Source organism: Mycolicibacterium sp. XJ2546 (assembly GCF_053483195.1).
Genome location: NZ_JBEFRW010000012.1, coordinates 128,183 through 141,002, shown reverse-complemented (window position 1 = coordinate 141,002; position 12,820 = coordinate 128,183). Strand labels below are relative to the sequence as shown.

The window sequence follows — 12,820 nt, the reverse complement described above, 5'->3', positions numbered from 1 at the left end:
GCTTAGAACATGTCCTCGCCGCCGAGTTCACGGGCCACGAGATTGGCGGTATACGCCAAGTGCGTGCTGAGTTCGCGTGCAGCAACGCGAGGATTTCGCCGAGCACACGCGTCGATGATCCGCTCATGCTCGAGCCGACGGACCTCGCGGTCGCCTCGGTGCGGGATCGACACGAGTCGATAGCGCTCGCTATTGACCCACAGCGGCATGATGAGTTTCATCAACCACGGGGATTGCGCGGCCTCGTAGATCGCGAAGTGCAGCGCCGTGTGTGCTTCTCGCGACGCCATGGTGTTGGCTGCTGCGGCGGTGTGCTCGGCCAGCGCTTTGCGCGCTTTCTCCTCGTCCTCTTCGGTGAACCGGGCTGCAGCGCGCTCGACGGCGAGGACCTCGAGCGCAAGCCGGGCCTCATAGGTGTTGTAAAGGTCGTCGAGCGAGAAGCTGCCGACCCGCGCACCGCGGCGAGGGTCCTGTTCCACCAGCCCGAGCGACTCCAAGCTGAGCAGCGCGCCGCGCACCGGCATCATGCTCATCCCGAGCCGATCGGCGAGGGCTTTCAGCCGAAGTGGCGAGCCGGGAGGAAGCTTGCCGGTGACGATCTCTTCGCGAAGGATCTCGACCGCATCCTCGACCCTCGTCGTCGGCCTTGGCTTACTCGTTGTGCCGCTCAAAACTCCTTCTCCATCCGCAGTCCGCTCAGCGCGGCAAAACCATCACCTCACTATATGTCGCGAACCGTCGCCGAACCGTGTGGCGTCCTCCGGCGCTGCGGTGATATCCGGCTGCACGAGCTCGACCGGCAGCCCATCCGGGTCCAGCAGGAACACCCACGTCGCGGCGGCGGTGTCGCTGTGCCGTGGTGCGGACAGGAAACGGACACCTTCGGCGCTGAGCCTGCGATGCCAGCTCCAGATATCGTCGACCTGCAAGGCAATGTGAGCCGAACCGACATCGTGTTCTTCGGGCGCCGGCCGCCCGCCGCTGACACCGTACTCGCGGAGTTCGAGCCGCACCCCCGTCGCAGTCATGAAGGCGCAGCGCAGCCGCCCGCCGATACCCACGGCGTCGTCCACCACGATGATTCGTTCCGACGTAAAGCCCAGCGACCCGTAGAAACCTATCGAACGCCGCAGGTCGGTGACCGTGAAGGAGACGTGGTGCAACCCCGACAAGGCGCCAGCAGTCACGCGGGTTCCCTCGTTGCCGCCGTAAGGGCCGTGCCGACGGCCTTCGCATAGGCGGTCACGATCGCGGCGGGTTCCGCCGAGGTGATGTCTGCGGTGAAGTCATCGGGCCGTACGAGGTAGGTAGTTCCACTCTTCGCGCCGAAGCGCTTGGTCAGGGTGCCTCGGACGTCAAAGTAGGTCCGGCTGCGGGCCTCGGAGTCGAGGGGGGCGTCCCGGCAGCTGATCAGTACCTGCACGAGCCCGGGTGGGGAGTTTGTGAGCAACGGTGCCTCTGCGGGCCAGTCGACGAATGTCAGTGCCACGAAGTCGCGGCCGAGCAGGTTGTGCAGGCGCCGGATCCGCCCGTCGGGACCGAAGATGCTGCCGTCGGGCACTCGGTCTCCGAGTGAGATCGGTGGCCGCAGAACCGGTTTTGTATCAGGCGCCTGCAGGTAATTAAGGCCAAGGAGCGACCCGCTATACGCCGCAGCCCAGCGGCGACGCGGGTCACGGAGATTGACCTGGCGCCGCACCGCGCTGACTGCATTGGCTAACCGACTGCGACTGACTTCCATGAAGCTGCGCTTGCGGTGCTGCATCGCCATGGCGGTGCCGGCGATGATGGGCTGACGTTCGTCGCTGTAGGTGTCCAAGAGTGCGGGACTTGCCCACCCCCGCAGCACCCAGGCCAGTTTCCAGCCGAAGTTGAAGGCATCCTCGAAACCGGTATTGAGGCCCAGGCCACCGATCGGCGTGACGAGATGTGCGGCGTCGCCGAGGAGGAACACCCGCCCGACCCGGAACTGATCCAGAACGCGCCCCTGGGATGAATACTGCGCCCAATCGAGTACCCGGAAAGGCTGGTCTGGTCCGAGTTCCTTTCGCAAGCGTTCCTCGATGTCCGCGTCGGTGAGTTCAGGGGCATCGGCTGGTGCCGCCCAGCCCAACCGCCAGAACTTCGGCAAGCGGATCCGGGTGAAAAACCCGTTTGCGTCGCAGAGATAGGACAGTGAGTCCGGGGGATGCCCGTCATTGCCGCGGACATCGGTTTCGGCGTTGACGACGATGAACTGCTCGGGCGGGGTGATTTCGCGGTACCGCAAGCCCAGCTGCCGACGGACAGTACTTTTTCCCCCGTCGCACCCGAGAACATAATCGGCCTCGTATTCCACAGTGCCGTCGTCGGTTTCCAAAGAGAGCACACAGCCGTCATCGCGTTGACTCAGGCCTACCAGGCGGTGGCCGAAGCGGATCTCAGCACCAAGCTGGACTGCACGTTGCAGCAGAATCGGCTCGAACTCATGTTGAGGCAGGTTCAAGAAGAACGGAAACGCGGTGTCCTGTTGGAGTTCGGTCATATCGACGCGCATCAACGGTGCTTCCGTTGTCCTCTTGATGAAGTCGACGCTCTCGATCCGAATGCCCGATTCGAGCACCTTGTCGATGACGCCGAGACGATCGAAGAACTCCAGCGCGCGCGGGACGACGGTGCCGGCTTTCGGCGCTGACGATGTCATGGCGTCGTCTTCGAACACCGTCACGGGGATGCCGTGGCAGGCCAGCCACGCGGCGGCGCTGAGGCCCACCGGCCCGGCACCGATAACCGCGATCCTGTGCTCAGTCAACGTGTCGTTCCCCTTCCGTCCTTGCTGAAAGATTCGGTCTCATCCGCGTCGGCGCGGGATGCGTGGAAGTCGTCGTCTGCGCAGAAGTGCATCTGCGGCAAGGACTCCCGACCCCGCGGACAATCCTGGTCCCGGGTGGGTGCTCGCACCGATGTGTAGCAGCCGGTCCACCACAGTTCGATGGCCGGCCCGGCCCGGCCGCGGCCGCAAGACGAGGCTCTGGTCGAGTTCCAACGACCCGCTGTAGCCGTCGCCGCCCACGTGATTGCGGTTGGCGGCGTAGAGGTCTGCGGGTGACAACACGGCGCGGCCCACCAGCGCCGAGTCCAGGTTGGTGATGTGCCGCGCGATGATCGCCTGGACCCGGTCGGCGAATGTCTCCCTGAGTTGCTCGGTCCACACACCGTCTCCGACATCGATCTCGCCCGCGGCGTCAGCGACAGGACTGGATGGCAACTCGAGGAGTTGGACCCACAGCGTGGCGCCGCCCTTCGGGGCGCGGGAGGGATCGGCGACCGTGTGCTGACCGATGGCGATCGTAGGTGATGCGGGAAGCAATCGTCGGGTCGCCTCGTTGACGGCCCGCGACACTCCGTCGAGACCTGATGCAAGATTCACCGACGCGGCTTGTTCCAGCCGGGAGTCGCCGCGCCAGCGCGGTGCCTCGCTCAGCGCCATGTGAATCTGCATGCCCGCGCGCCCATATCGGAATCGCCGAGCATCACTGGCAACAAGGGGTGAAATAGCTTCTTCCCGCAGGAGGTTCAGGTAAAGCTGCTGGGGCGTCACATTGGCGAGCACCGCACGCCGCGCCCGGTAGCGTTCGCCATCTGCGGTTTGTACCCCGGTCGCCGCTCCGCCCGACACCTCGATGCGGGTGACGTCACGATTGGTTCGGCACTCACCGCCGCCGTCGCGAATAATGCCGGCGAGGGCGTCGATGAGCTTTGCGCCGCCGCCCTTGGGAACCGGCATCCCAACCATCTCGATCGACAAGGCGACCATTTTCGCCATCAACGCAGAGGTGACGGACTCCGGTCCGAGACCACCGTGAAGGGGAAGCGGTGCGAAGAAGCCTCGGGCAGCCTCCGACTGGTAGTCCGCCGTTACCCAGTCACGGCAGCTTTCCAGAAGGTCGCTGGCGTATCGCAGGGTGCCGTCACGGCCTAGTCGGCGAAGAGTACTGGCGCCGAGTTTCAAGGTTCCCAACGACCAAAGCTCTTTCCCCATCAGGTGTGTGGTGAGCTGCTGATGTCGGCCGAACCAATCGGCGAGGCGTTCCCAGGCCGGGCCGTCCGCACGGTGGTGGCGCGCGAACTCGGCGACGTTCTGGTCGTGCGAGGACGTCAGCAGGACGGTGTCGTGGCGTGGGGATGTGTAGGCAGTCTGGACCGGGGCGAACGTGTATTGCAGCCCGCGGGCGTCGAGTTCGGGTTTGAGTCGCTGGTATGCCTCGCTCAGCAGGAACAGCACGTGGAATCCGGAGTAGACGTCGTGGATGTAGCCCGGCGTGGTGATTTCAGCGGTGTGTACAGCGCCGCCAAGGTGGTCGCTGCTCTCCAGAACGCACACGCCCCACCCGGCGCGGGTGAGTAGCGCACCGGCTACCAAGGAGTTGAGTCCACTCCCGACGATCACTGCATCAAAGTGTGACAATGGCTCAGGCCGAACCTAGGCGCAATGCGAAAGCCTCGAAGGCAGCGTCGATCTGCTGTGACACCAGCAACGGTGCGACGTGCTGAGCCATTCCGACGACCGGGCCTCGCAGTACGACGGATGCGGTCCAGCGCAGGGTCGTGGAGCTGGGATCGGGTGCGACGGCCAACTCAACTCTGTTGTCGAAGCTGACGTGAACGCCGTCTCCGAGTGCGGTGCCGGTAAAGCGTGCGCTTTCGCCCGGTGTACGTTCGATTGACTTCACCGTGGCGTTGAGTTGCAGTTTACCGAGACCGAGCGGAAATACGCAGCGCGCAACGGTTTCACCGGATGGGCGCATGGAGACTTCTTCGACGGCGGGGATCAAGCTGAGGAAGGTTGCGGGCTCGGCGATCGCGTCCCAAGTCGTCTGTGGTGATGCCTGGACCAAGCGTGTTCCATCGAAGTTCATCGGGACTCCACTGTCACTCGGCGCTGGCTGACCTCGGGTTCCTGGATGAGCGACCATACGCGTTGTGGATCGTTAAAGCTTTCGTGCACAACCGCTTTTATGCCTGCGGCCCGCAATGCATCTTGAACCGCCGCGCTGATGGTGTGCAGGGCAGCGCCGCCGCCCTCGCCCATTCCCTTCGCACCGACGGGTCCGAACGGTGACGGGGTGACGACCTCACCGGTGTGGAGATCTGGCATGTCGAGGGCAGTCGGTACGTGGTACTGGTAGAAGTTCGACGTCAGCAACTGCCCGTGCTCGTCGTATACGTAACTCTCGGTGAGCGCAGCGCCGAGCCCATGCGCAAGCGCGCCGTGCACCTGACCTTCCACGATCATCGGGTTGACCCGTACACCGCAATCGTCGACGGCGACATACCGAAGAATGTCGATCGCGCCGGTGTCCGGGTCGATCTCGATGACCGCCAGGTGGACTTGCGACGCATAGGTCAATGTCAAATTACCGAACTTTCGTTTCACATCTGGGAGCGTGAACGGCGGCCGGTACACGTAACGACAGTTGAGTGTCACGTCGAGGTCAGCCGGGTAGTCGAGGTTGTCGACGTTCACCAGGCTTGCGAGCTCGAAGAATGTGAGCGAACCGCCGTGGGGTGCCATGGCGGCTCCCTTGGCGAGAACGATCTCGGTGGCGGGTACCCCGAGCACTGCGCCGGCAAGGACACGGATTTCAGCGGCCAGCTTCTCTGCGGCACCCTTTGTCGCGCCGAGTCCGGTGACGGCGAATTGACTGGCGTTGGTTCCCGACCAACCGGTATGGGTGTTGCGGCGCGAATCGTGCCCGCTGTGGACGACCACGTCGTCTGGTGTCACACCGAGAATATCGGCCGCCACTTGAGCGGCGGTGGTCTCGTGTCCTTGGCCTTGTGGTGCCGAGCCGAGGGACAACACCACCTCGCCGGAAAGGTCGAGTTTGATGGTGGCCACCTGGTTGTTACCGGAGACCGGGATGTGCGGGTTCGCCAGGCGCACCTGCGCGTAATTCTGCGTTCCCGAGTCAAGTGTTGAGCCGATGCCGATACCGAGCAGTCTGCCGTTGTTTCGGATGCCACGTTGTGTCCGGAACTTGTCGTACTCTGCGAGTTCCAAAGCAATATCCAGGGACTGGGCGTAATCGCCCGAGTCGTAGATTCCGCCGCTCGGTGTTTCGTAGGGAAAAGCCGCTGCCGGAATGTAATTGCGCTTGCGGATCTCGACCGGATCAAAGCCGAGTTCGTGACTCACAATGTCGATGATTCGTTCGGTCAACCAGATGTGCTGCATCCGCGAGTAGCCACGGTTCGCCGAACTAGGCGTCTTATTGGTGATGACCTGTTTCATGTCGACGCGGATGTTTCGCCACAGGTAGCATCCGGGGGTCACCTGCGTCCAGAGAACAGCACCGGTTGGTTCATAGCGGGGGAATGCGCCCACGTCGTCAATTGCTTTCGCCGAAAATCCCAGCAGGGTACCGTCTTTCGACACGGCAACAGCGATGTCCTGGAACCAACGGTCGGCGCCGTGTGCATTCGCGGTCTGCTGGTCGGTGCGCCACTCAGTCCACTTGACGGGACGGCCCAGCTTGCGAGCCAGTAGACATGCCGCGGTCACATAGGTGTAGCCGGTGAGCTTGTTTCCGAACCCGCCACCGATATCGCCGGTGATGAGGTGCAATTTGGCGGCGGGAACCCGCAGCGCGCCAGAGATCCACGTGATCGACGGGCCGGGCCCGTGGAGGTTGCAGGTGACCGTGAACTCTCCTGTGCCCGCGTCGAACTCCGCCACGGAGCCAGAGCATTCCAGCGGAGTCGAGGAGAACCTGTGAAAGTAGAGTTCTGAGATTCGAAGAACATGATCGGCATTCTGCAACGCCGCATCGACGTCGCCGTAGTCGAACCGCTCGGACAACACGACGTTGGTCCCGGCACCCTCGTGCACGATCGGCGCGACGGTCTCCGTCGCGCATCGGGCATCCATCAGCGGGTCAAGGGGCTCGTACTCTACTTCTACCAATTCAGCGGCGTCCCGGGCTATTTCGCGGGTGGACGCCACGACCGCAGCGACTGGGTGTCCCGCCCAGCACGCTTTGTCCACGGCAAGGCAGTATTCGGTAATCTCGCCCGCTGCGCCGGGTGCCACTTGCCAGTACGGATCGGTGATGCTCGCCGCCTCACGTCCGGTGAGGGTTCCATGCACGCCGGGAAGCGACTCTGCCCGCGACACATCCACAGAGCTGATGCGCGCATGTGCGTACGGGCTGCGGACGAAGTGCAGGTACCCCATACCGTAACGCTTGACATCATCGACGAACTTGCCGTGCCCCTTCAGCAGCCGCCGGTCTTCCTTGCGTCTGAGCCGTTGACCGGTCCAGGCGTCGGTGGCGTTGGTTTTGGAAGCTTCCGCGGCGTCGTGGGGGTCGCTAGTCACTCGTTCGCTCCTTCTGCGCGGCCGCCTCGATGGCGTCGATGATGTTCCAATAGCCGGTACAGCGGCAGATGTTGCCCTTCAGCGAACGCTTGATCTCGGTGCGTGTCGGGTTCGGATTGGACTGCAACAGGTACGTCGCGCTGATCAACATGCCGGGTGTGCAGTAGCCGCATTGGAGGGCGTGGTGGTCGGAAAACGCCTGTTGGAGATCGCTGAGGCCATCGTTCGGTGACATGCCTTCGACCGTGGTGATCTCGGCTCCGTCGGCCTGGATGGCGAGAACCGAGCACGACTTCGACGACTGGCCGTCGATGAGCACAGTGCATGCCCCGCACGTACCGGTGTCGCACCCGACATGTGTGCCGACGAGGTCAAGGTCGTCTCGGATGAGGTGGACAAGCAGTTTTCGGGCCTCCACCTCACAGTGGTATGCGCGGCCGTTCACCCGCAAGTCGATCGCCTTCACGTGGGTGGGCTCGCTCATCTACATGGCCTCCGTTTCGCTCAGGGCTTGCCGCGCGGCACGCAAACCGAGCACACCGGCGAGGTGCCGCTTGTACTGAGTCGTGGCGTGGACGTCTGACGGCGGAGAGAGGTTGGCGTGTGTGATGGCAGCTTGGATCTCGGCCGGATCTCCTGCAGATGTGACCGCAATGGGACGGGAAGCGACCCCTCCCAACGCAATCCGAACACTGTCGCCGAAGCGGGTTGCCGCCGCGTTCACGATGCCGGGGCCGTCGGCCCCGACACGCAGCGCCGCCCACCCGTCGCTTCGGCCGTGCGCTCTGGGCGGAATCGTGATCTGGGTAAGGAGTTCCCCGGGTGCCACCGCAGTCCAGAACGGCGCCATGAAAAACTCGTCGGCCGCGATTTGGCGCTCGCCGTCGGCCCCGACAATTGTCATTGACGCGCCGACGGCGAGCATGAGTGGTGGCAAATTGTTATTCACGTCGTTGTGACAGACATTGCCGCCGATGGTGGCGCGGTTGCGCACCTGCACATCTGCGAGGGTGGACGCCACATGACGCAGGATCGGGCGATACTGACGGACCGCCTCGGAGGCAATCATCTCTGTGAAGGTCACGCCGGCTCCGAGCTCGAGTGAACCGTCGTCGCCCACGACGATTTGCTTGAGGTCGGCAAGGTTGCCGACATCTACCAGCCTGCCGGGCGAAGCCACCCTGAGCTTCATCATGTTGATCAAGGTGGCCCCGCCCGCCAGGACGCGAGAATCCGGTGCGGAAAGCAGTTGGACCGCCTCGTCAACCGATCCGGGAACCGCGTATTCGAACGGTTTCAGCAACATCGCTTACTCCTTGTGGGTCGGCCCGGTGATGAGTTCCGTAGGTCCCTCAGGAAGTCTGCCTCGCGGGAGGGGCCGACGGTGGCGAGTTAGGTCAGTGCAATCTTCTCGACGCGATTGACGAGACGCCCGATCTCGGCGATCTCTACCTCCGTGACGTCACCCGGTTCGAGGAACAGCGGCGGGTCGTGGGCAAAGCCGACGCCGGATGGCGTGCCGGTGAGGATCACATCGCCCGGCTCAAGGGTCATCCCCAGCGAGAGCTGCTCGATGATCCGTTCGACGGAGTAGAACAGCGATCCCGTCGACGCCTCTTGGCGCACTTCCCCGTTGACCAGTGACCGAAGGGTCAGTGACCGTTCGTCAAGCGCATCCGCGGTGACGATCACCGGTCCCATCGGGCAGTAAGTGTCCATACCCTTGCCCTTTTGCCATTGGCCGCCGTGGCGACGCTGTATGTCACGCGCGGTGATGTCGTTGGCCAGGGTGTATCCGAATACGTGGTCCTTTGCGCATTCTTCAGAGATGGATCGGCCCCCGCGTCCGATGACGACAGCCAGTTCGCCCTCGTAGTCGAGCTTGGTCGTTACGGCCGCATCCCAGGCGATCGCATCGCCAGGGCCGATCACGCTGCCATTGGGCTTGGAAAAGAACGTCGCGAACTTTCGCTCATCGGTCTCCTGGCCGGCGCGTTTGCCGATGCCCTCCTCGTAGTGCTTTGGATAGTTCCAACCGACGCAATAGATGTGGCCCGGTCGCGGTATTGGGGCCAACAGTCGGACATCCGTGAGAAAGATGCTGGACTCGCTGGTTGCGGCGGCCCGTTTGGCTTCCTCGAAGAGCGCGGGGTCTGCGACGAGATCGAGGATCTCGCTGCAGATCGCGCTGAGGTCGACGACCTCGTCCCCACGTATGGCGCCTGGCTTGGCTTGCCCGCCGGGCAACTGGAAGGTGGCAAGCTGCATATCAGCGGCCTGACTGGCCGATCGCGGCGATGGCCTCGATCTCGATCAAGAGTTCTTTGTCCACCAACCTGGAGACTTCGAACATCGACGATGCCGGCAACGGTGCGGAAAAGTAGCGTCGGCGGACCTCATGGATTTCGGCGAACTGTTCCATATCACGAATGAAGACCGTGAGTTTGACGATGTCGGAAAGACTTCCGCCGGCCTCCTCGAGAATAGACTTCATGTTCTCGAGAATTGTTTCGGTCTGCACCTTGACGTCGCCGACGCCGACCACCTCGCCGGAAGGAGCGCGAGAGGTCAGCCCGCTGACGAACAGCAACTCTTTCGGATCGGTGACCTTAATTGCCTGAGAGAACACTCCCAAAGGGGTGTTCAACTTCTTGCTGTAGACCTCGGAAATGGACATGGTTACCTCGCATCTTCATCGTTGTCATACCAATCGGGACGTTGGGGATAATGCGGTCCGTCGTAGATCTCCAGGAAGACGGTGTCCTCCAGAGCCTCGGTCGGTCCGTGAAAGTTGCCGGCGGGATTGCAGTAGAAGGTGCCTGCCGTCAGGATCTCGCCGCTGTGCAGATACTTGTAGCTGCCCGCCAGCACGAACATGAATTGGTTCGAGGCGTGGCAGTGGTTCTGCGGAATCCCGCATCCCTTTTCGATCTTAATCTGCGCGATCGAAGCGCCGGAGTCTTCGTCACGCCACAGCATGCGTTCGGAAACCCCAGGCAATGATTTTGCACGCCACGGTATCTCGTCGGCACGAATGATGAGTTCCGTGAGATCAGGACTGTTCAAAACAGGGCTTCCTCTCCGAGCTGACGGGCCACCACATTGACCGTCTTGGCCAGGTGCTCATGCAGTTCACGCGACGCAACTCGTGGATTGCCACGGATACACGCCTCCAAGATCCGCTCGTGTTCGAGCCGGCGATCTTTCACTGCTCCTCGGTGGGGCAGGGACAGCATTCGATAGCGCTCGCTGTTCGCCCACAGCGGCGTGATCAGACGAATCAACCAGGTGGATCCGGCCGCTTCGTAGATCGAGAAGTGAAACGACGTGTGCGCCTTGCGCGACTCCTCGACCGCACCACGCGCGGCGGCGGCGCATTGCCGTTCGAGGTGAGCAAGCGCCACCTTTCCGTGCTCGGGCGTGAAACGTTCCGCGGCCAACTCGACAGCCAGGGTCTCGAGTCGGATGCGAGCCCGGTAGGTGTCCATCAGGTCGTGCACTGAGAACAGGCTCACGCGTGCTCCCCGCCTCGGCTGTTGCTCCACCAGGCCCAGGGATTCCAGTACTCGCAGCGCTTCCCGAACCGGCATCATGCTCATGCCCAATCGCTCGGCCAGCGGTGCAAGCCGAAGCGGGGCGCCGGGCTCTAGCGACCCCGAGACGATCAGATCTTGAATGGCGCCGACAGCCATATCGACGCGTGTCTGTGCAGTGCCCGTCGGCGATTCCTCGATGACGACCGCCGACGCCGTGCTTGCCGATGTCATTGCGATCTAAGGCCTCTCGTTAGTCGTTGCGCTTTGGTCTGAGCCGGTGATCCGACCTATGGGCCTGAACACTAACCCATAGTTTGATCAAAGAAAAGCTCAATGCAGCTGAAAATGGGGATAAAAGTAGACTTTGTGATCAAACACGCTTGACGCGGTCACAATCCGCGCCTTAGAGTCGCCCTACCGATAGAAGAGGTGCCGATGGCTCGCGAGGGTGCAGATCTCGCAGATCTCAGGGACGTCCCGAAGGATGTTCCCGCGAAGCCGATCTCCATGGCGCCGAACATGCCCGAGAAGGGCCGGCCCGATCCCATCGGATCCCAGTAAACCATTGTCTGTCAACATGTTTCGTGCGCAAAGGAAGTGCTATGAGAACGATCTCTATCATCGGTGCGGGTCACAGCGGGCTGCTGTTGGGGCTCGGCCTGCTTGAGCGCGGGTACGACGTGACGATCGTCTCCGACCGCACTCCGGGCCAGGTCCGTCGTGGCTTTGTGCCGTCGTCGGCGGGGATCTCGCCGGATGCCCAGGCTTTCGAACGGGAGCTCGGGGTCAACTTCTGGGACGACGTGTTGGTGCCGTCAGACGGCGTGCACTTCGAATTGATCGCTCCGGACGGAAATCTACTGCTATCGATTGACGGGCCGTGGAACCCTGAAAGAATTTCGTGGCAGGCAGTAGATCTGCGGCTGAAGTGCGCCCGGTGGGCTGAGGAGTTCCAACACCGCGGCGGCAACTTGGTGATACAGCAAGCCAGCCTGGAGAACATCGAGGCGTATGCGAGCGCGAGCGACCTGACCATCGTCGCCGCGGGAAAGGGCGAAATCAGCGGATTGTTCCAGCGTGATCCGGAGCGTTCGGTGTACACCGAAGCGCAGCGTCACCTGGCGATGGTCGTCGTTGACGGCCATCCTGCGTGGGCTGAGTCCGTCGGCTTCGAGTGCATGTATTTCGCAGCGCACGCAGGAGTGGGCGAGATATTCGGCACGCACTTCTTCAACACGACGGAACGCGACACGGTGTTCATGATCTTCGAGGCGGTGCCGGGTGGCCCGATCGACCGCTTCAATGATGTGACGGACCCCGAGGAGATCCTCGAGCGCTGCAAGGAGATTCTCGAGGATATCGCCCCGAACCAATACGCGCTGGCTCGCGCCGCCCGACTGGCGGACCCGGCCAGCGCCATCCGCGGACGTATCACCCCCGGGGTCCGCCGGCCGGTTGCCACACTGCCGTCGGGTGCACAGGTTTTGGGACTCGGCGACGTGCTCAGCCTGAAAGATCCGGTCAGCGGCCAGGGTTCCAACAGTGCCGCCAAAGGTGCGCGCCACTATCTGCACCGCATCGTTGAGCATGCAGGGCGACCGTTTGACGCGGAGTGGATGACGGATGTGTGGGAGACGTTCTGGCAAGACTACGAGCAGTATGCCTATACCTTCACCAACAGCCTCTTGGATCCGCCATCGCAGTCTCAACTGGCACTGTTCGCGGCTGCGCAAGGGCGAAAAGACTTGGCAGAGAGAATTTTCGGCAATTTCTCACATCCGCCGAACGCCTTTCCGTGGTTCTTCGATCCGGTCGAAGCCGGGCGAATCATCGACAGTCCGGATATCGCCCCCGCGGTCGGTGTAGGTGAATAGCGTCCGAACCCGATGAAGCGGGCAGTCGGTTGACGCGCGGAATGCCGCAG

Annotated in this window: 13 protein-coding genes; 1 reads left to right on the top strand and 12 read right to left on the bottom strand. The window is 62.7% G+C overall.

What is annotated here, in order from left to right; translation table 11 throughout:
- Positions 1 to 2 precede the first annotated feature (2 nt).
- From ABQE44_RS19315 to ABQE44_RS19260, 12 genes are all read right to left on the bottom strand, one after another.
- Positions 3 to 671 carry a GntR family transcriptional regulator gene (locus ABQE44_RS19315; RefSeq protein ID WP_448394549.1) on the bottom strand — a complete coding sequence of 223 codons (669 nt, stop codon included), beginning with the start codon at positions 669 to 671 and terminating at the stop codon, positions 3 to 5.
- 42 nt (positions 672 to 713) lie between these two features.
- Positions 714 to 1,187, bottom strand: a complete 474-nt coding sequence (locus tag ABQE44_RS19310; protein ID WP_448394550.1) for a VOC family protein — start codon at positions 1,185 to 1,187, stop codon at positions 714 to 716.
- Positions 1,184 to 2,791 (bottom strand): FAD-dependent monooxygenase, encoded by a 1,608-nt coding sequence (locus tag ABQE44_RS19305; RefSeq protein WP_448431390.1) that lies wholly within the window; start codon positions 2,789 to 2,791, stop codon positions 1,184 to 1,186. Before ABQE44_RS19305 ends, ABQE44_RS19310 begins: the two co-directional genes overlap by 4 nt.
- A gap of 39 nt (positions 2,792 to 2,830) precedes the next feature.
- Positions 2,831 to 4,429, bottom strand: coding sequence for a phytoene desaturase family protein (locus ABQE44_RS19300; protein ID WP_448431388.1), 1,599 nt, complete (start codon positions 4,427 to 4,429; stop codon positions 2,831 to 2,833).
- Between the two features lie 22 nt (positions 4,430 to 4,451).
- Entirely contained in the window at positions 4,452 to 4,898 is a 447-nt protein-coding gene (locus tag ABQE44_RS19295) for an SRPBCC domain-containing protein (RefSeq protein WP_448431386.1), read from the bottom strand.
- Positions 4,895 to 7,360: a xanthine dehydrogenase family protein molybdopterin-binding subunit gene (locus ABQE44_RS19290; protein WP_448431384.1), complete on the bottom strand. Its 2,466-nt coding sequence runs from the start codon at positions 7,358 to 7,360 to the stop codon at positions 4,895 to 4,897. The genes ABQE44_RS19295 and ABQE44_RS19290 overlap by 4 nt, the downstream gene beginning before the upstream one ends.
- Entirely contained in the window at positions 7,353 to 7,844 is a 492-nt protein-coding gene (locus tag ABQE44_RS19285; protein ID WP_448394555.1) for a (2Fe-2S)-binding protein, read from the bottom strand. Before ABQE44_RS19285 ends, ABQE44_RS19290 begins: the two co-directional genes overlap by 8 nt.
- Positions 7,845 to 8,666: an FAD binding domain-containing protein gene (locus ABQE44_RS19280; protein WP_448394556.1), complete on the bottom strand. Its 822-nt coding sequence runs from the start codon at positions 8,664 to 8,666 to the stop codon at positions 7,845 to 7,847.
- A gap of 86 nt (positions 8,667 to 8,752) precedes the next feature.
- Entirely contained in the window at positions 8,753 to 9,628 is an 876-nt protein-coding gene (locus ABQE44_RS19275) for a fumarylacetoacetate hydrolase family protein (protein ID WP_448431382.1), read from the bottom strand.
- Between the two features lies 1 nt (position 9,629).
- The gene (locus ABQE44_RS19270) at positions 9,630 to 10,037 is read right to left on the bottom strand and encodes a RidA family protein (RefSeq protein WP_448394558.1); all 408 of its coding nucleotides are present in this window, start codon (positions 10,035 to 10,037) and stop codon (positions 9,630 to 9,632) included.
- A gap of 2 nt (positions 10,038 to 10,039) precedes the next feature.
- Positions 10,040 to 10,426, bottom strand: a complete 387-nt coding sequence (locus ABQE44_RS19265; protein ID WP_448394559.1) for a cupin domain-containing protein — start codon at positions 10,424 to 10,426, stop codon at positions 10,040 to 10,042.
- Positions 10,423 to 11,052 carry a GntR family transcriptional regulator gene (locus ABQE44_RS19260; protein WP_448394560.1) on the bottom strand — a complete coding sequence of 210 codons (630 nt, stop codon included), beginning with the start codon at positions 11,050 to 11,052 and terminating at the stop codon, positions 10,423 to 10,425. Before ABQE44_RS19260 ends, ABQE44_RS19265 begins: the two co-directional genes overlap by 4 nt.
- 446 nt (positions 11,053 to 11,498) lie before the next feature.
- Between ABQE44_RS19260 and ABQE44_RS19255 the strand changes: the two genes are divergently transcribed.
- Positions 11,499 to 12,770, top strand: coding sequence for a styrene monooxygenase/indole monooxygenase family protein (locus tag ABQE44_RS19255; RefSeq protein WP_448394561.1), 1,272 nt, complete (start codon positions 11,499 to 11,501; stop codon positions 12,768 to 12,770).
- The last annotated feature ends 50 nt before the right edge of the window (positions 12,771 to 12,820 follow it).